We start from the raw sequence: 17,576 nt of genomic DNA on the forward strand, positions 1-17,576 counted from the left end.
ACCCTGTCGCCACCGGGACATTTCACCGCGAGAGTTTACAGAATTGTTAATAAACTGCCAACCACGGTAACAACTGAATGCTTACAACAAGGCCGGCATTTGCCGGCCTTGATTAACTTCACATCACCAGACGGCGAATATCAGACAGCATATTGTTGATGATGGTGATGAAACGCGCACCATCAGCACCGTCGATCACGCGGTGGTCAAACGAGAGCGAGATCGGCATCATCAGACGCGGTGCAAACTCTTTACCGTTCCAGACCGGCTCCATGGCCGATTTGGAGACGCCAAGGATCGCCACTTCCGGCGCGTTGACGATAGGCGCGAAGTGCGTCGTGCCCAGGCCGCCAAGGCTGGAGATGGTGAAACAGCCGCCCTGCATATCGCTGGCGGTCAGTTTGCCATCGCGCGCTTTCTTCGAGGTTGCCATCAGCTCACGCGAGAGTTCAGTGATGCCTTTCTTATTCACATCCTTGAACACCGGAACCACCAGACCATTTGGCGTATCAACCGCCACGCCGATGTTGATGTATTTCTTCAGCGTCAGTTTCTGACCATCTTCAGACAGCGAGCTGTTGAAACGCGGCATCTGCTCCAGGGCCGCCGCAACCGCTTTCATGATGAACACCACCGGGGTGAACTTCACATCCAGCTTGCGCTTCTCGGCTTCCGCGTTCTGCTGCTTGCGGAACGCTTCCAGATCGGTGATATCGGTTTTATCGAAGTGCGTAACGTGCGGGATCATGACCCAGTTACGGCTCAGGTTAGCACCAGAGATTTTCTGGATACGGCCCAGCTCCACTTCTTCCACTTCACCAAACTTGCTGAAGTCTACCTTCGGCCATGGCAGCATGCCTGGCAGACCGCCGCCTGCAGCAGCAGCTGGCGCAGCCTCAGCGCGTTTCACCGCCTCTTTCACGTAAGTCTGCACATCCTCTTTCAGGATGCGGCCCTTACGCCCGGTGCCTTTCACCTTCGCCAGGTTAACGCCAAACTCGCGCGCCAGACGACGGATCACCGGCGTGGCGTGCACATAGGCGTCATTCTCAGCGAACTCACTTTTCGCTTCCGCTTTAGCCGGCGCAGGTGCTGCAGCGGGTTTAGCCTCCGCTTTCGCCGGCGCGGCGGCCGCTTCCGGTTTGGCTGCCGGTGCTGGCGATGGTGCGCCGCCTTCCACTTCAAAGATCATGATCAGTGAGCCGGTACTGACTTTGTCACCGGTGGCCACTTTCAGCTCTTTTACCGTACCGGCAAACGGCGCCGGCACTTCCATAGAGGCTTTATCGCCTTCAACCACAATCAGCGACTGCTCAGCGGTGACTTTATCGCCCGCTTTCACCAGTACCTCGGTCACTTCAACTTCATCACCGCCGATATCCGGTACGTTTACCTCTTTCGCGCCTGCAGCTGCAGCCGGGGCGGAGGTCGCCTCTTCTTTCATCTGTGGTTTCGCGTCGGCAGCCGGTGCGTCGCCTTCTGCGTCAAAGATCATAATCAGTGAACCGGTGTTCACTTTATCGCCGGTAGCGATTTTGATCTCTTTCACTACGCCAGCAAACGGCGCAGGCACTTCCATTGAAGCTTTGTCGCCTTCAACGGTGATCAGCGACTGCTCAGCTTCAACCTTGTCGCCCACTTTAACCAGGATCTCTGTGACTTCGACTTCATCACCACCGATATCCGGTACGTTAACCTCTTTGCTGGCGGTTGCCGTTGCAGCAGCAGGAGCCGGCGCGGCTTCTGCTTTTTTCTCTTCGGCAGCCGGTGCAGCTTCTGCCGCACCTTCAGCGTCAAACACCATAATCAGCGAGCCGGTATTCACTTTGTCACCGACGGCGATTTTGATCTCTTTAACCACGCCCGCCTGCGGCGAAGGCACTTCCATCGAGGCTTTATCGCCTTCCACAGAGATCAGCGACTGCTCAGCTTCAACGCTGTCGCCCACCTTCACCAAAATTTCGGTGACTTCAACTTCGTCTGACCCGATATCCGGTACGTTAATTTCGATAGCCATTACTCTTTACCTCTTAAGCCAGACGCGGGTTAACTTTATCAGCGTCGATATCGAATTTAGCGATAGCGTCCGCTACCACCTGCTTCTCGATTTCGCCGCGTTTAGCCAGCTCACCCAGCGCAGCCACTACCACATATGACGCATCCACTTCGAAGTGATGACGCAGATTTTCACGGCTGTCAGAACGACCGAAGCCATCGGTACCCAGCACGCGGTAGTCGCTGGCTGGCACATAGCTGCGGACCTGTTCTGCGAACAGCTTCATGTAGTCGGTTGACGCAACGGCCGGCGCATCGTTCATCACCTGAGCGATGTAAGGCACGCGTGGCGTTTCTGTCGGATGCAGCATGTTCCAGCGCTCGCAATCCTGACCATCTCGCGCCAGCTCGGTGAACGAGGTTACGCTGTAGACATCAGAGCCGATACCGTACTCTTTCGCCAGAATCTGTGCCGCTTCGCGCACGTGGCGCAGAATAGAGCCTGAGCCCAGCAGCTGCACTTTGCCTTTCTTGCCTTCGACTTCTTCCAGCTTATAGATACCCTTACGGATACCCTCTTCCGCACCCTGCGGCATCGCCGGCATATGGTAGTTTTCGTTCAGCGTGGTGATGTAGTAATAGATGTTTTCCTGCGCTTCACCATACATACGCACCAGGCCATCCTGCATGATCACCGCCACTTCATACGCGTAGGAAGGATCGTAGGAGATGCAGTTAGGGATGGTCAGCGACTGAATATGGCTGTGGCCATCTTCATGCTGCAGACCTTCGCCGTTCAGCGTCGTACGGCCCGACGTACCGCCAACCAGGAAGCCACGCGCCTGCTGATCGCCCGCCAGCCACATCAGATCGCCAATGCGCTGGAAGCCAAACATGGAGTAGTAGATGTAGAACGGGATCATCGGCAGGTTGTTGGTGCTGTAAGAGGTCGCCGCTGCCAGCCAGGATGAACCTGCGCCCAGCTCGTTGATCCCTTCCTGCAGAATCTGGCCTTTCTCATCTTCTTTATAGTAAGCAACCTGCTCGCGGTCCTGCGGCGTATACTGCTGGCCGTTCGGGCTGTAGATACCGATCTGACGGAACAGGCCTTCCATACCAAAAGTACGTGCTTCATCCGCGAGGATTGGCACCAGACGATCTTTGATCGACTTGTTCTTCAGCATCACGTTCAGCGCGCGCACGAAAGCGATCGTGGTAGAGATCTCTTTGCTCTGCTCTTCCAGCAGAGGTTTGAACTCTTCCAGCGTCGGCATTTCCAGCTTCTCAGTGAACTCCGCCTGACGGGTTGGCAGATAGCCACCCAGCTTCTCACGCTGGCCGTGCAGGTAGTTGTACTCTTCTGAGCCTTTTTCAAAGGTGACGTAAGGCAGCTCTTCGATTTTCTCATCAGCCACTGGCACATTGAAGCGATCGCGGATGTAGCGTACGCCATCCATGTTCATCTTCTTGACCTGGTGGGCGATATTTTTGCCTTCCGCGGTATCACCCATACCATAACCTTTAATGGTATGAGCCAGAATCAGCGTTGGCTGACCTTTGGTCTCCTGCGCCTTTTTCAGGGCAGCATAGATTTTCTTCGGATCGTGGCCGCCGCGGTTCAGTGCGAAAATCTCTTCGTCGGACCAGTCTTTCACCAGCGCAGCGGTCTCCGGGTATTTACCGAAGAAGTGCTCGCGCACATAGGCGCCGTCGCGTGATTTAAAGGTCTGATAGTCGCCGTCAACGGTTTCGTTCATCAGCTGAATCAGTTTGCCGCTGGTGTCTTTCTTCAGCAGCTCATCCCAGCGTCCGCCCCAGATCACTTTGATCACGTTCCAGCCAGCACCGGCAAAAATGCCTTCCAGCTCGTTGATGATCTTACCGTTACCGGTGACCGGGCCATCCAGACGCTGCAGGTTACAGTTGATGATGAAGACCAGGTTGTCCAGCTTCTCACGGGTCGCAATGGTGATAGCACCTTTGGATTCCGGTTCATCCATCTCGCCATCGCCAAGGAAAGCGTACACCGTCTGACCAGACGTATCTTTCAGGCCGCGATGCTCCAGGTACTTCAGGAACTTCGCCTGATAGATAGCGTTCAGCGGACCCAGACCCATTGAAACGGTCGGGAACTGCCAGAAGTCCGGCATCAGTTTTGGATGCGGATAGGATGACAGGCCATTGCCGTGCACTTCCTGACGGAAGTTATTCATCTGCTCTTCAGTCAGACGTCCTTCAAGGAACGCACGTGAGTAGATGCCTGGAGAAATGTGACCCTGGAAGTAGACCAGATCGCCGCCATCTTTTTCGCTGCGTGCGCGGAAGAAGTGGTTGAAGCACACTTCATAGATTGTGGCAGAGCTCTGGAAAGAAGAGAGGTGTCCCCCCAGCTCCAGATCTTTCTTCGACGCACGCAGAACTGAAACAATGGCGTTCCAGCGAATTGCGGAACGGATACGACGTTCGAGAGAGGTGTTGCCCGGATAGTCCGGCTCATCTTCTGTCGCAATGGTGTTGATATAGTTGCTGATCGCTGCAGCAGCACCGCCACCGCCAGCTACTTTTACACCACCTTTGCGGGCAGCGCTCAGGACCTGATCAATCAGATACTGCGCACGCTCAACACCTTCTTCACGGATGACCGATTCGATCGCCTGTAGCCAGTCACGAGTTTCGATCGGATCCACGTCATTCTGTAAACGTTCTGACATGGGGGGTATTCCTTATCTGTGTCTAATACGTTGAATTATCAGGAGCCTGTCTGCTTGTGTTGTGCTTCAGGTTCACAGCACAAGAAGACAGGCCCGTCGTTTATGTCGCACGTTCGTTGCCGTACGTTATTCCTTGCGTTGCTGTAAACGACGCAGGGAGCGTTCACGACGGCTCTGCTCCCGACTTCTGTCCAGCAAGATTTCCTCTATAAACGCCAGATGACGATGCGAGGCTTCGCGGGCCTGTTCCGGCTCGCGCGCCACAATCGCCGCAAAAATACTGGCGCGATGCTCGCTCACTTTCGCCAGCATTTCGCGGCGAGCGTAGAGCAATTCGAAATTCTGACGTACGTTTTGTTCCAGCATCGGGCTCATGGAGCGCAGCAGGTGCAGCAGCACCACATTATGCGCCGCTTCCGTGACCGCAATCTGATACTTCATGACGGCGTCCGCTTCGGCGTCGAGATCGCCGCTCTCCTGCGCCTGCTGAATCTGAAGATGGCAGTCGCGAATACGCTGCAGATCTTCATCGGTACCGCGTAGCGCTGCGTAGTAGGCAGCCACGCCTTCCAGCGCATGACGGGTTTCCAGCAGATCGAACTGAGATTCCGGATGCTGGGCCAGCAGCCCGACCAGGGGGTCGCTTAAGCTCTGCCAGAGGTTCTGCTGCACAAATGTGCCGCCACCCTGGCGACGCAGCAGTAAACCTTTGGCTTCCAGACTCTGAATCGCTTCGCGTAGCGATGGACGTGAGACATCAAACTGTTTGGCCAGTTCGCGCTCGGGGAGCAGTTTCTCACCCGGCTGAAGGGTCCCTTCCATAATCAGGGATTCCAGCTGCTGCTCTATCGCATCGGAGAGCTTGGGCTGGCGAATTTTACTATAAGCCATCTTCCCTTCTTATAAGCCAAACGTCTGGAGTAAATTGGTAATACCAATTGAAAAATGGTGCCCGTAAAGTAACAAAGTATTCACCTTGTGTCTATATGGCCACTCTCCTACTTCCAGCCCGATATAGCCCTGAACCCAGGCATCCTGCCTTAAGCCGCCGTAGTAACAGGAAAAAGAAACAACTGCGCGAAGTTGTTAACAGATTTCACTTTTACCAAACCTTACACTGCAAAAGCGGTCGTTTCTCTTATACGCCATAAGCGAAAGCTATTCGTGTTTAAGCATTATTCATGGCAGAAATAGCGCAAGGGAAACCACAGAGTAAATCGCTGCTTTTTCCATCACTCCTTAGCACAAAAAGCAAAAGCAGGTGCAAAGTCGCGCGCTTATCACTATTCTGGTCGCCTGAATAGCGTCTCGCTACAGAGAGCCAGTCTGAATTCGTAAAGAAAAGATTACACGCAGTATCACAGCCTTAAGTGCGGGCACTGCAGGTGCACAATAACAATACAAAGAGGTTTGTATGGAACAACAGCATGGCGAAGCGCTGCATCGCGGCCTGAAGAATCGCCATATCCAGCTGATCGCGCTGGGCGGTGCCGTCGGCACCGGCCTGTTTCTGGGTAGCGCATCGGTTATTAAATCTGCCGGCCCGGCCGTGATTCTGGGTTATGCCATTGCCGGATTTATCGCCTTTTTAATTATGCGCCAGCTGGGCGAAATGGTGGTTGAGGAGCCGGTTGCCGGCAGCTTCAGCCATTTTGCCTACAAATACTGGGGCAATTTTGCCGGCTTCGCCTCTGGCTGGAACTACTGGGTGCTCTATGTGCTGGTTGCAATGGCCGAACTCAGCGCCGTCGGCAAATATATTCAGTTCTGGTATCCCGATTTTCCTGCCTGGGCCAGCGCCGCTATTTTCTTTGTCGTCATCAATGCCATTAACCTGACCAACGTCAAAGTGTTTGGTGAGATGGAGTTCTGGTTCGCCATTATCAAAGTCGTGGCCGTTATCGGCATGATCCTGTTTGGCGGCTGGCTGCTGTTCAGCGGCAACGCCGGTCCGCAGGCATCCGTCAGCAACCTGTGGGCTCAGGGCGGCTTTCTGCCGCACGGCATGACCGGTCTGGTTATGATGATGGCGATTATTATGTTCTCCTTTGGCGGCCTGGAGCTGGTAGGCATTACCGCTGCAGAAGCGGACAACCCGGAAGAGAGCATTCCTAAAGCCACTAATCAGGTGCTGTGGCGCATTCTGATTTTTTACATTGGCTCACTGGCAGTGCTGCTGTCGCTGCTGCCCTGGACGCGCGTCACCGCTGACACCAGTCCGTTTGTCCTGATCTTTCATGAGCTGGGTGATGCGCTGGTCGCGAATGCGCTGAACGTCGTGATCCTGACGGCGGCGCTCTCGGTCTATAACAGCTGTGTTTACTGCAACAGTCGTATGCTGTTCGGCCTGGCCCAGCAGGGCAATGCGCCAAAAGCGCTGCTCAGGGTTGATCGTCGTGGCGTACCGGTTGCCACCATTATGGTCTCAGCGGTCGCTACCGCGCTGTGCGTGTTGATTAACTATCTTATGCCGGGAGAAGCCTTTGGCATCCTGATGTCTCTGGTGGTGTCGGCCCTGGTTATCAACTGGGCGATGATTAGCCTGGCACATATGAAATTCCGCCGTAAGAAAGATCAGCAGGGTGTCACTACGCGCTTCCGCGCGGTGCTCTACCCGGCCGGTAACTGGCTCTGCCTGCTGTTTATGGCCGCCGTGCTGGTGATCATGGCGATGACGCCTGGAATGGCGATCTCGGTATGGCTGATTCCGGTCTGGCTGGTTATTCTGGCGGTGGGTTACGCCATTAAAAACAAAACGCAGAAAGCCTGATAGTCCCGCGTGCCCGGTTCATCTGACCGGGCACCTCTGCCGATCGTCCTCACACTTTTTTCCCTGCACCCGTTTTGTCCATCTACGCGACTCATTGTTGATCACCCCTGCCTGCCGTTTGCGCTGATACTTTTCGCTCCACTTGTCGCAGGAGACGACGATGAAAAGTGCTGCACTCTCATTCAGAGAAAAACTGGGATATGGCATGGGCGATGCCGGCTGTAACATGATTGGTGGCGCGATCATGCTGTTTCTGAACTACTTCTACACCGATGTTTTTGGCCTGGCACCGGCGCTGGTCGGCGTACTGCTGCTTTCAGTACGCGTGCTGGATGCGGTAACAGACCCCATCATGGGCGCGATAGCGGATCGTACCCAGAGCCGATGGGGCCGCTTCCGTCCCTGGCTGCTCTGGGTCTCAGTGCCATATGTTCTGTTCAGCGTACTGATGTTTACCACGCCGGACTGGAGCTATGAAAACAAAGTTATCTGGGCCTTTGTCACCTATTTCCTGATGTCGCTGACCTATACCGCCATCAATATTCCCTACTGTTCACTGGGCGGCGTTATCACCAGCGATCCGGGCGAGCGCGTTTCCTGTCAGTCTTATCGCTTCGTGATGGTGGGTGTCGCCACGCTGATCCTCTCAATCTCACTGCTGCCTATGGCGGAGTGGTTTGGCGGTGACAACAAGGCGCGCGGCTATCAGCTGGCGATGAGCGTGCTGGCGCTGATTGGCCTGGCGATGTTTCTGTTCTGTTTTGCTAACGTCCGCGAACGAATCCGGCCTGCGGTGCCGACGCATGACGATCTGAAGAAAGACCTGCGCGATATCTGGAAAAACGATCAGTGGGTGCGCATTCTGCTGCTGACCTTCTGCAACGTCTGTCCCGGCTTTATCCGCATGGCGGCCACCATGTATTACGTGACCTGGGTCATGGGCCAGTCGACGCATTTTGCCACGCTGTTTATCAGCCTTGGCGTGATCGGCATGATGGGTGGCAGCACGCTGGCAAAATATCTCACCGACCGCTGGTGCAAGCTGAAGGTCTTTTTCTGGACCAATATCGCCCTGGCGCTCTTCTCCTGCGGGTTTTACTGGATCGATCCACACGCTACCGTCACGGTGGTGGTGGCCTATTTCCTGCTGAATATTCTGCATCAGATCCCCTCGCCGCTGCACTGGTCGCTGATGGCCGATGTGGATGACTATGGCGAGTGGAAAACCGGCAAGCGTATTACCGGGATGAGCTTTTCCGGCAATCTCTTTTTTCTCAAGGTCGGGCTGGCGGTTGCTGGTGCCATGGTCGGCTTTTTGCTGTCGGTTTACGGCTATGACGCGGGTGCAAAACAGCAGTCCGCCAGCGCCGTCAACGGCATTATGCTGCTCTTTACCGTAATACCCGGTGTCGGCTACCTGATCACCGCAGGCGTAGTGCGCCTGATGAAAGTGGATCGCAAGCTGATGCGCACGATTCAGGATGACCTGGCGCTGCGCCGCGCTAACTTTCGCGATTTGTCCGCCCCATCCCCGGCCGCAACCACTCAACCCGGAGAGATCAAATGACCTGGCCTAACCCTTTTATTACGCAGCGCGCCGATCCCTTTATTCTGCGGCACGGCGCTGGCTACTACTTTATCGCCTCAGTACCGGAATACGATCGGCTGGAGCTGCGCCACGCCAGCACGCTTGCGGGACTGCGTGAGGCACCCGCCGTTACCGTCTGGCGCAAGCCGGATCAGGGTGAATACAGTGAGCTGATCTGGGCGCCCGAGCTGCACCACATTAATGGTCAGTGGGTCATCTACTTTGCGGCAGCGCCGAGCCGGGAAATTAAAGAGGGGCTGTTTCAGCATCGCATGTATGCGCTGGTCTGCGATGATGCCGATCCGCTGACCGGCTACTGGCAGCCCTGTCGCCGGGTCGAAACGCAGTTCGATAGCTTTGCGCTGGACGCCACCCATTTCGTCCATCAGGGTAAAAACTGGTATCTCTGGGCACAAAAAGATCCCGCTATTCCCGGTAATTCCAATCTTTATCTGGCCGAGCTGCTTAACCCCTGGACGCTTAAAGGCACGCCGGTGATGCTGAGCCGGCCTGAATATGAGTGGGAGTGTGCCGGCTTCAGCGTTAACGAAGGTCCGGCGGCGATCCGTCACGGCAACCGGCTGTTTGTGACCTACTCCGCCAGCGCGACCGATGAAAACTACTGTCTGGGTATGCTGAGTATTGACGTGCAGGCCGATCCGCGCGATCGCATCGCCTGGCAGAAGTCAGCGCGGCCGGTGTTTACCACCAGCTGGGAAAATCAGCAGTACGGGCCGGGACACAACAGTTTTACGACGGATGAAGCGGGACGCGACGTGCTGGTTTATCACGCCCGCAACTACACGGAAATTGAGGGCGATCCGCTGTGGGATCCCAATCGCCATACGCGCCTGAAATATTTCAGCTGGCGCGAGGATGGCACGCCCGATTTTGGCGTGCCTCCGGCGGATCACACCAGCGTGCCGTAGATAGTCAGGAGCGCCACCACCACCACCAGCACCAGCGAAGTGCGTTTTGCCAGCGCCACCGCCACGCGTGGGGTGGCGACTTTATCCGTATGCGGATCGCGCGCCAGCGAGAACTGCGCCAGGCTGGTCAGCACCTGATACTGAGCGCGATGGAGGTCGCTCAGAGAAGCAAACCAGGCGGGCAGCGCGCGCTCGCCGTGACCCAGCAGCGCATAAGCGACGCCCGCCAGCCGTACCGGGATCCAGTCCAGCACGTGCAGCAGCGCATCAACACCTGAGGCAGCGCGTGCCTGATCTGATGCGTGTCGTGCCAGCCAGCTCTGCCAGGCGCGCAGAAAAGCGTACCCCACCAGCAGCACCGGCCCTCCGACCACGAACCAGAACAGCGGAGCGAGATAGAAACGGAAGTTGATCCAGATAAGCGCATTCTGCAGCTCGCGCAGGAACTCACGCTCGCTGCAGTTTGCCGGCACGCCATGAATGAGCGTCAGCTCTGCAGCCATCGCCTGGTGCGCCGCCTCATCATCACGGCTGGCAGCCTGCAGATAGTTATGATAATGCTGTCGCGCAGAACCGGCGCCGATACAGAGCAGTCCGGTCACAATCCAGAACAGCAGCTGCAGCAGCCCGAACAGCAGGCCATGCAGACTCCAGACCACCAGCCACACCAGCAGCATGGCTGCTGCGGTCATCAGAAGCGTCCGCGGCAGCGAAAAGCGCTGCCGGCCACGGAACAGCGGCTCCAGCCGGTGATCCAGCTGCCAGTGTTCGCCCATTTTAAACAGGCGTTCCCATCCCAGAACAAGTAACAAACTAAACAACGTCATAATGGCTCCTGCAGTGTCAGGTATTCTCCTGAGTAGTACCCTGTTTATAGCGTGACCAGTCAAACGCCGGGCCCGGATCGGTTTTACGCCCGGGTGCAATATCGCTATGGCCGGTAATACGATCGGCGGCCAGCGGATAGTGCTGCTGCAGCAGCGCGGTGACCTGCTGCAGCATGGCGTACTGGGCGTCGGTGTAAGGCAGCGTGTCGGTGCCTTCCAGCTCAATACCAATAGAAAAGTCGTTGCAGTTTTCCCGCCCGCTGAAAGCCGAAACGCCCGCGTGCCAGGCGCGCTCGTTTAGTGAGACGTACTGTACCAGCTCACCGTCGCGGCGGATCAGGCAGTGCGCTGCCACGCGCAGCTGCGCGATATCAGCAAAATAGGGGTGTGCATCGGCAGGCAGCGAGCCGGTAAACAGACGATCGATCCACGGCCCGCCAAATTCGCCCGGCGGCAAACTGATGTTGTGGATCACCAGCAGCGACGGCGCTTCATTGTCGGGGCGTGCATTAAAGTGGGGCGAGGGCACCTTACGGGCGCTGCTGATCCAGCCCTGTTCCAGTTTCATCTCTCTCATCCTTAGCAAAATCAGGCCGAGAATATCACGATTCAGAGCAGGGTTTAGCGTCTTCGTGCGATAGCGCGCTTTCTCATCCTCCGGTCATTGCCGCTGCCGCTGCAAAAACAGGCCAGCGTCATAACGCTTCCGGTGGCCCTGTTCTGCCCGGCGTTGTGAGCCCGCCCGGTACTGCAACTGTCGTTTGCTGCAACCGCTAAAAATGGCTGCGCGGCACGCTCCGTTTTTCAGGCGATACGCTTTCATCACCCGCGGGTGCTGCTTATCGTAGCGCTGCAGAACAAAGGAGCCCTGCTATGGAAAGACAACGCGGTTTTACCCTGATTGAACTGATGATCGTCATCGGCATCGTCGCTATTCTCAGCGCAATTGGCCTGCCTGCTTATCAAAATTACCTGCAGCGCGCAGCGCTGACTGACATGCTGCAAACCATGTTGCCCTATAAAACGGCGGTGGAACTCTGCGCCATTGAGCGCGGCGGTCCGGCACAGTGTCAGGCTGGTGAACACGGCATTCCGGCGGCCAGAGGCTCGCGCTATGTCGCCTCGCTCACCGTTACCGGTGGCGTGATTGCGCTTACCGGCCAGGAGAACCTTAGCGGGCTGAGCGTGGAGATGCAGCCCGTCTGGAACACGGCTGAAGGCATGCTTAACTGGCAGCGCAGCTGTACCAGCAGCAGCAGCAGCCTGCGCGATAACTGTCTGAACCAGTTCCGGTTTGCAGATAAGGATGAGACCAATGGCTGAGCATGATCCGACACTGCTGGCGCTGTGCGCCCGCTATCAGGCGCGGCTGCTGCAGCATGATGACACCCGGCTGCGCGTAGCCGTTACCGACTCTCCCCACCCGCAGCTGCTGGAGGCGCTGCAGTTCGCCTGCCAGCGTCAGGTAGAGATTGAGTGCTGGCCGGCTGCCCGCATGGAGCAGGCGCTGCACCCGTCACTATCCGATGAGCGGCTGCATGAGCAGCGCAGCGCAGCCTCAGCAACCGAGGCGGTAAACCAGATTTTGCATCAGGCCGTACAGCGACGCGCTTCAGATGTGCATATTGAGCCTCAGCCGCAGGGATTGCGTATCCGGCTGCGCATCGACGGCGTGCTACATAATCTGCCGCGCTTGCCGGAGGTGCAGCCGGCAGCCGTGCTGGCGCGGCTGAAGGTGCTCGCCGGGCTTGATATTGCAGAGCGGCGTCTGCCGCAGGATGGGCAGTTTACCCAGGAGATAAACGGCAGCGACGCCGCCTTTCGCCTCGCCACGCTGCCGGTCAGCCACGGCGAAAAAGCCGTTGTACGCTTGCTGCAGGGTGAAAGCAGTGCGATTGCGCTGGATAAACTCGGTATGCCGCTGGCCCAGCTGCGTCTGCTGAAACAGGCTCTGGTTAAACCGCAGGGATTGATTCTGGTGACCGGCCCGACCGGCAGCGGCAAAACCTTTACGCTCTACAGCAGCCTCAGCGCACTGAACGTGCCGGAAAAAAATATCTGCAGCGTTGAAGACCCGATAGAGATCCCGCTGACCGGCATCAATCAGACTCAGGTGCGCCCCCGCAGCGGTCTCGACTTTAATCGCGTACTGCGTGCCCTGCTGCGTCAGGATCCGGATGTGATCATGGTCGGTGAAATCCGCGACAGTGAAACGGCCAGTATTGCGGTAAAAGCGGCACAAACCGGCCACCTGGTTCTCTCCACGCTGCATACAAACTCTACCGCTGAAACGCTGACGCGCCTCAGACAGATGGAGATCCCGGGCTATCTGCTGGGGCCAGCGCTGCAGCTGGTGATTGCACAGCGTCTGGTTCGTCGTCTCTGCCTGCACTGTCGCCAGCCAGCACAGGCTATCGCTCATCTGCCTGCCACGCTCTGGCCCGGCACCCTGCAGACCTGGCGAGCGCCGGGCTGTGACCACTGTTTTTCCGGCTACTATGGGCGCCTTGCGCTGTTTGAAATCCTGCCGGTTAACAGCAGGCTGCAGAACGCCATCTCTTCAGATATGCCGCTGGAACATGTGCTGACGCTCGCCAGCGAGCAGGGAATGAAAACCCTGCTCAGCGCCGGTCTTGAAGCGGTAAGCCGCGGGGAGACATCGTTTGAAGAGATGCAGCGCGTGGTAGGGCTGGATAATGGCTAAACTCTATCACTACCGCTGGCAGGCGCTGGACACCATGGGCGAGCTGCAGGCAGGAGAGTCGCTGCTGCGCGATCGGGCCGCGCTGCTGAATCAGCTCGCCGATCGCGGCATGCTGATCGTGAGCTGGCAACGCGGCCGCTGCTGGCGCAGACGCGACTGGAAATGGCAGCAAAAAATTGAGCTGATGCATCAGCTGGCTACGCTGCTAAAAGCAGGGTTACCGCTGGCTGAAAGCCTGATGCTGCTGGCGCAGGGGCATCCGCATGCCGGCTGGCGCGTAGTGCTCGCGGGTCTGCAGCAGCAGGTGCTGGCCGGAGAGGCATTTTCGCAGGCGCTGCGCACGTGGCCCGATCTCTTTCCGCCCCTCTTTTCTGCGCTGATGCAGGTCGGTGAGACCACCGGACAGCTCGACAGCTGCTGCCTGCGGCTGGCGCAGCAGCAGACAAAGCAGCGCCTGCTACGCCAGAAGGTTGGCAAAGCGCTGCGCTATCCGCTCTTTATCCTGCTGGTGGCGCTGGCGGTCAGTGCCGGTATGCTGTTATTTGTGCTGCCGGAGTTTACTGCCGTCTATGCCAGCTTTGATGCACCGCTGCCCGCCTTTACCGCAGGCGTTGTCGCGCTGTCAGAAGGCATGCAGCAGACCGCACTGCCGCTGCTGCTGATCGCTGCCGGCTGCGCCATCGCAGCGTGCCAGATTGTACGCCGCTCCGCGCGCTGGCAGCGGCGCCTGCAGCATTTTATCCTGCGCCTGCCGCTGATCGCCCCGCTCTGGCGCGGTGCGCAGCTCAGCCAGATTTATGCCATTTTGCAGCTGACGCAGCAGGCAGGGCTTACGCTGCTGCACAGCCTGCAAACAGTGGAGATGACGCTGACGGCGCGCCTGTGGCGCGAAACGATTATACAGCTGCAGGCGCATATCGCTGCCGGCGCCCCGCTGCACCAGGCACTGCAGCAGCATACGCTGTTTACGCCGCTCTGTGCCCAGCTGACAGGAGCCGGGGAAGAGGCTGGCGCGCTTGATATCATGCTGTCCCGGCTGGCAGAGTGGCATGAAACGGAAACCTCAAACCGGGCGGAGGCACTGGCTGCTGCGCTTGAACCGGCGATGATGCTGGTGATCGGTGCGATCGTGGGCACGCTGGTTATCGCCATGTATCTGCCGGTATTTGGTCTGGGAGAGGTAATACGTTAGCGGGCGCCTGCTGCGCCCGTCCGGAAGGTTTATCGGTTGAAAACGCGATTCTCCTGCTCTGCCACGCGGATAAACGTTGTACGCTTGGTCAGCTCTTTCAGACGTTCGGCGCCAACGTAGGTACAGGCTGAACGCAGGCCGCCCAGAATATCTTTGACGGTCTCTGCAACCGGCCCGCGCAACGGCAGCCGTACGGTCTTGCCCTCCGCCGCACGGTATTGCGCTACGCCGCCCACGTGGCGTTTCATCGCCGATTCAGAGCTCATGCCATAAAACAGCATAAACTGCTCGCCCTGCTCTTCCACAAGCGTGCCTTCACACTCATCGTGCGCCGCCAGCATACCGCCCAGCATGACGAAATCCGCGCCGCCGCCAAACGCTTTGGCAATATCGCCCGGCACGGAACAGCCGCCGTCGCTGACAATCTGTCCGCCCAGACCGTGCGCGGCATCGGCGCACTCAATCACCGCCGACAGCTGCGGATAACCGACGCCGGTTTTGATGCGCGTTGTGCAGACCGATCCCGGGCCGATACCCACTTTGACAATATCCGCACCTGACAGGATCAGCTCTTCCACCATCTCTCCCGTCACGACGTTACCGGCGCAGATGGTCTTATCCGGAAAGCGTTCACGCGCACGCTGCAGAAACGCAACAAAGTGCTCTGAATAGCCGTTCGCCACGTCGATACAGATAAACTGAAGCTGCGGCGAGAGAGCAAGAATCGCATTCAGTTTAGTGAAATCCGCTTCTGAGGTCCCGGTTGATACCATCACGTAATTCAGCACGGAAGCGGGCACGCGCTGGATAAACGCCTGCCATGCATCAATACTATAGTGTTTATGAACTGCAGTAAGCACCTCAAAACCAGCCAGCGCTTCTGCCATGGTGAACGTGCCAACGGTATCCATATTTGCCGCGATAACCGGCACGCCGCGCCACTCCAGAGCGGAGTGCTTAAAGGTAAAGGTGCGTGCCAGTTCAACATCAGAACGGCTTTTGAGCGTTGAGCGTTTCGGGCGGATTAACACATCTTTAAAGCCCAGTTTGATATCTTCTTCAATACGCATAGCAGAGGGTCCTGGTTAGTGAAAACGAACCGCAGTTCGGGTAGCGCTCACGGCTCCAGTGTCGTTATCATACGCGCCATAACGGCGGTGGCAAGGGTGCGAATTTCACTTTACTTACGCTACAATCCGGTAAATTTAGCCGATCGCTAAGTATGTGATCGCCTTCTCACTTTTGTGACACTGCCGCCCTCTGATGCGCTGCATACCGGGAGAAAAATATGCTGTTTACCGTTGCGCTTACCGGCGGCATTGGTAGTGGTAAAAGCACTGTCGCTAACGCCTTTGCTGCTCTGGGCGTGGAGATCATTGATGCTGATGTCATCGCCCGCGAGGTGGTAGAGCCGGGCACGCCAGCGCTACAGGCGATTGTAAAACGCCATGGCGAATCCATTCTGACGGCAGAAGGCACGCTCTATCGCGCTCGTCTGCGGGAGATTATTTTCCAGCAGCCGCAGGAGAAAAACTGGCTTAATCAGCTGCTGCATCCGCTGATTAATGCCCGTACTCAACAGCTCAGGGCGCAGGCGTCATCCTCTTATGTTCTGTGGGTGGTTCCCCTGCTGATTGAAAACAACCTGCAGCGCCAGGCCGATCGCGTGCTGGTGGTCGATGTAGATGAAGCGGTTCAGCTGCAGCGTATGCGTCAGCGCGACGGCGTGTCGCTGAGCCAGGCACAACGTATTCTTGCTGCGCAGGTGAGCCGCGAACAGCGCCTCGCCTGCGCCGATGATATTATTGATAATAGCGGCACACCCGAACAGGTGCTGCCGCGGGTTGCTGAACTTCACCAGCGTTATTTGCGCCTGGCAGCAACCGGACGGGATTAAGATAATGAGTACAGTTGTTCTGTTTGAGCATCCGCTGAATGAGAAGATGCGCACCTGGCTGCGCGTCGAGTTTTTACTCAATCAGCTGCATGAAACGGTACCGGTGAATCATTCCGTTGCCGCACTGGGCGTGTTTCGCATTCTTGCCGACCTGCTGGATATTTTTGAGCGCGGCGATATGCGGACCGAGCTGCTTAAAGAGCTGGAGCGTCAGCAGCAGAAACTGCGCGCCTGGCTGGATGTGCCCGGTGTTGATGAGCAGACGGTAAGCCAGCTCAGCAACCGCCTTGAACAGCTCTCCGCTGAGCTGCTGAGCGCACCGCGTATGGGCCAGCATCTGCGTGACGATCGGCTGATATCGCTGGTACGTCAGCGTCTCAGCATTCCCGGCGGCTGCTGCAGTTTTGATTTACCTGGCCTGCACATCTGGCTGCACCAGGAGCAGACGCTGCGCGATACGCAGGTGGCTGGCTGGCTGGCATCGCTTGAGCCGCTGCGTAACAGCCTGATGATGATCCTCGATCTTATCCGCCAGTCTGGCGTATTTCGTCATCAGACCAGCCTGAATGGATTTTATCAGGACAATGCTGAAGGAGCAGACCTGCTGCGGCTGCGGCTGACGCTGGAAGATGCGCTCTATCCGCAGATTTCAGGTCATAAAAGCCGTTACGCTATTCGTTTTTTGCCGCTGGATAGCGAACAGGGCGCGGTGCCTGCCCGCCTGAATTTTGAACTGGCCTGCTGTTAGAGGATATTATGCCGGAAGAGATGATTACCGTACCCTGCCCGAACTGCGGCAGAGATGTGATGTGGGATGAACTGAGCCCGTGGCGTCCGTTCTGCAGCAAACGCTGTCAGCTGATTGATCTTGGCGAATGGGCCGCAGAGGAAAAACGCATTCCCAGCAGTGGCGACCAGACCGACAGCGATGAGTGGAGTGAAGAGCAGCAATAAAACAGCAGG

15 protein-coding genes are annotated in these 17,576 nt (G+C 57.2%); 9 read left to right on the forward strand and 6 right to left on the reverse strand.

The window, feature by feature from the left end:
- Positions 1 to 118 precede the first annotated feature (118 nt).
- The 3 genes from aceF to pdhR all read right to left on the reverse strand — a co-directional run bounded on the left by aceF (position 119) and on the right by pdhR (position 5,597).
- A complete protein-coding gene (gene aceF, locus C1Y41_RS12120; RefSeq protein ID WP_071669067.1) occupies positions 119 to 2,017 on the reverse strand; it encodes a pyruvate dehydrogenase complex dihydrolipoyllysine-residue acetyltransferase in 1,899 nt (632 codons plus the stop codon).
- A 13-nt stretch (positions 2,018 to 2,030) separates the two neighbouring features.
- On the reverse strand, positions 2,031 to 4,706 hold the full coding sequence (gene aceE, locus C1Y41_RS12125; RefSeq protein ID WP_039382627.1) for a pyruvate dehydrogenase (acetyl-transferring), homodimeric type: 2,676 nt from the start codon (positions 4,704 to 4,706) through the stop codon (positions 2,031 to 2,033).
- A gap of 126 nt (positions 4,707 to 4,832) precedes the next feature.
- Positions 4,833 to 5,597: a pyruvate dehydrogenase complex transcriptional repressor PdhR gene (pdhR, locus tag C1Y41_RS12130; protein WP_039382625.1), complete on the reverse strand. Its 765-nt coding sequence runs from the start codon at positions 5,595 to 5,597 to the stop codon at positions 4,833 to 4,835.
- Between the two features lie 523 nt (positions 5,598 to 6,120).
- Here pdhR and aroP point away from each other — a divergent pair.
- The 3 genes from aroP to C1Y41_RS12145 all read left to right on the forward strand — a co-directional run bounded on the left by aroP (position 6,121) and on the right by C1Y41_RS12145 (position 9,993).
- Entirely contained in the window at positions 6,121 to 7,476 is a 1,356-nt protein-coding gene (gene aroP, locus C1Y41_RS12135; protein WP_039382624.1) for an aromatic amino acid transporter AroP, read from the forward strand.
- A gap of 160 nt (positions 7,477 to 7,636) precedes the next feature.
- On the forward strand, positions 7,637 to 9,043 hold the full coding sequence (locus tag C1Y41_RS12140; RefSeq protein ID WP_104085532.1) for a glycoside-pentoside-hexuronide (GPH):cation symporter: 1,407 nt from the start codon (positions 7,637 to 7,639) through the stop codon (positions 9,041 to 9,043).
- Complete coding sequence (locus C1Y41_RS12145; RefSeq protein WP_039382619.1) at positions 9,040 to 9,993, forward strand: family 43 glycosylhydrolase; 954 nt, start codon at positions 9,040 to 9,042, stop codon at positions 9,991 to 9,993. The genes C1Y41_RS12140 and C1Y41_RS12145 overlap by 4 nt, the downstream gene beginning before the upstream one ends.
- Here the strand turns inward: C1Y41_RS12145 and ampE are convergent.
- Positions 9,975 to 10,820: a beta-lactamase regulator AmpE gene (ampE, locus tag C1Y41_RS12150; RefSeq protein ID WP_039382616.1), complete on the reverse strand. Its 846-nt coding sequence runs from the start codon at positions 10,818 to 10,820 to the stop codon at positions 9,975 to 9,977. The two genes, C1Y41_RS12145 and ampE, sit on opposite strands and share 19 nt — an antisense overlap.
- 16 nt (positions 10,821 to 10,836) lie before the next feature.
- Entirely contained in the window at positions 10,837 to 11,388 is a 552-nt protein-coding gene (gene ampD / locus C1Y41_RS12155; RefSeq protein ID WP_039382614.1) for a 1,6-anhydro-N-acetylmuramyl-L-alanine amidase AmpD, read from the reverse strand.
- A 305-nt stretch (positions 11,389 to 11,693) separates the two neighbouring features.
- Here ampD and ppdD point away from each other — a divergent pair, with 305 nt between their 5' ends.
- The 3 genes from ppdD to hofC are packed head-to-tail and all read left to right on the forward strand — an operon-like array spanning position 11,694 to position 14,716.
- Complete coding sequence (ppdD, locus tag C1Y41_RS12160; RefSeq protein ID WP_039382612.1) at positions 11,694 to 12,143, forward strand: prepilin peptidase-dependent pilin; 450 nt, start codon at positions 11,694 to 11,696, stop codon at positions 12,141 to 12,143.
- A complete protein-coding gene (gene gspE, locus C1Y41_RS12165) occupies positions 12,136 to 13,524 on the forward strand; it encodes a type II secretion system protein GspE (RefSeq protein WP_104085533.1) in 1,389 nt (462 codons plus the stop codon). The genes ppdD and gspE overlap by 8 nt, the downstream gene beginning before the upstream one ends.
- Entirely contained in the window at positions 13,517 to 14,716 is a 1,200-nt protein-coding gene (gene hofC / locus C1Y41_RS12170) for a protein transport protein HofC (protein WP_104085534.1), read from the forward strand. The genes gspE and hofC overlap by 8 nt, the downstream gene beginning before the upstream one ends.
- 29 nt (positions 14,717 to 14,745) lie before the next feature.
- Here hofC and C1Y41_RS12175 read toward each other — a convergent pair whose 3' ends face one another.
- Positions 14,746 to 15,786 (reverse strand): GMP reductase, encoded by a 1,041-nt coding sequence (locus tag C1Y41_RS12175; RefSeq protein WP_104085535.1) that lies wholly within the window; start codon positions 15,784 to 15,786, stop codon positions 14,746 to 14,748.
- A gap of 218 nt (positions 15,787 to 16,004) precedes the next feature.
- Here C1Y41_RS12175 and coaE point away from each other — a divergent pair, with 218 nt between their 5' ends.
- The 3 genes from coaE to yacG are packed head-to-tail and all read left to right on the forward strand — an operon-like array spanning position 16,005 to position 17,567.
- The gene (gene coaE, locus C1Y41_RS12180) at positions 16,005 to 16,613 is read left to right on the forward strand and encodes a dephospho-CoA kinase (RefSeq protein WP_104085536.1); all 609 of its coding nucleotides are present in this window, start codon (positions 16,005 to 16,007) and stop codon (positions 16,611 to 16,613) included.
- Between the two features lie 4 nt (positions 16,614 to 16,617).
- Positions 16,618 to 17,361 (forward strand): cell division protein ZapD, encoded by a 744-nt coding sequence (gene zapD, locus C1Y41_RS12185; protein WP_104085537.1) that lies wholly within the window; start codon positions 16,618 to 16,620, stop codon positions 17,359 to 17,361.
- Between the two features lie 8 nt (positions 17,362 to 17,369).
- Complete coding sequence (gene yacG / locus C1Y41_RS12190; RefSeq protein WP_039382601.1) at positions 17,370 to 17,567, forward strand: DNA gyrase inhibitor YacG; 198 nt, start codon at positions 17,370 to 17,372, stop codon at positions 17,565 to 17,567.
- Positions 17,568 to 17,576 lie beyond the last annotated feature (9 nt).

Origin of the sequence: Pantoea sp. ICBG 1758 (assembly GCF_002928325.1) — a bacterium.
GTDB lineage: Bacteria > Pseudomonadota > Gammaproteobacteria > Enterobacterales > Enterobacteriaceae > Pantoea > Pantoea eucrina.

What these genes read in the sequence shown, in the direction of transcription:
- aceF (WP_071669067.1), bottom strand. Translation starts at nt 2,017, where the DNA reads ATGGCTATCGAAATTAACGTACCGGATATCGGGTCAGACGAAGTTGAA.
- ppdD (WP_039382612.1), top strand. Translation starts at nt 11,694, where the DNA reads ATGGAAAGACAACGCGGTTTTACCCTGATTGAACTGATGATCGTCATC.
- yacG (WP_039382601.1), top strand. Translation starts at nt 17,370, where the DNA reads ATGCCGGAAGAGATGATTACCGTACCCTGCCCGAACTGCGGCAGAGAT.
- aroP (WP_039382624.1), top strand. Translation starts at nt 6,121, where the DNA reads ATGGAACAACAGCATGGCGAAGCGCTGCATCGCGGCCTGAAGAATCGC.
- pdhR (WP_039382625.1), bottom strand. Translation starts at nt 5,597, where the DNA reads ATGGCTTATAGTAAAATTCGCCAGCCCAAGCTCTCCGATGCGATAGAG.
- C1Y41_RS12175 (WP_104085535.1), bottom strand. Translation starts at nt 15,786, where the DNA reads ATGCGTATTGAAGAAGATATCAAACTGGGCTTTAAAGATGTGTTAATC.
- hofC (WP_104085534.1), top strand. Translation starts at nt 13,517, where the DNA reads ATGGCTAAACTCTATCACTACCGCTGGCAGGCGCTGGACACCATGGGC.
- C1Y41_RS12145 (WP_039382619.1), top strand. Translation starts at nt 9,040, where the DNA reads ATGACCTGGCCTAACCCTTTTATTACGCAGCGCGCCGATCCCTTTATT.
- coaE (WP_104085536.1), top strand. Translation starts at nt 16,005, where the DNA reads ATGCTGTTTACCGTTGCGCTTACCGGCGGCATTGGTAGTGGTAAAAGC.
- aceE (WP_039382627.1), bottom strand. Translation starts at nt 4,706, where the DNA reads ATGTCAGAACGTTTACAGAATGACGTGGATCCGATCGAAACTCGTGAC.
- gspE (WP_104085533.1), top strand. Translation starts at nt 12,136, where the DNA reads ATGGCTGAGCATGATCCGACACTGCTGGCGCTGTGCGCCCGCTATCAG.
- ampE (WP_039382616.1), bottom strand. Translation starts at nt 10,820, where the DNA reads ATGACGTTGTTTAGTTTGTTACTTGTTCTGGGATGGGAACGCCTGTTT.
- C1Y41_RS12140 (WP_104085532.1), top strand. Translation starts at nt 7,637, where the DNA reads ATGAAAAGTGCTGCACTCTCATTCAGAGAAAAACTGGGATATGGCATG.
- ampD (WP_039382614.1), bottom strand. Translation starts at nt 11,388, where the DNA reads ATGAAACTGGAACAGGGCTGGATCAGCAGCGCCCGTAAGGTGCCCTCG.
- zapD (WP_104085537.1), top strand. Translation starts at nt 16,618, where the DNA reads ATGAGTACAGTTGTTCTGTTTGAGCATCCGCTGAATGAGAAGATGCGC.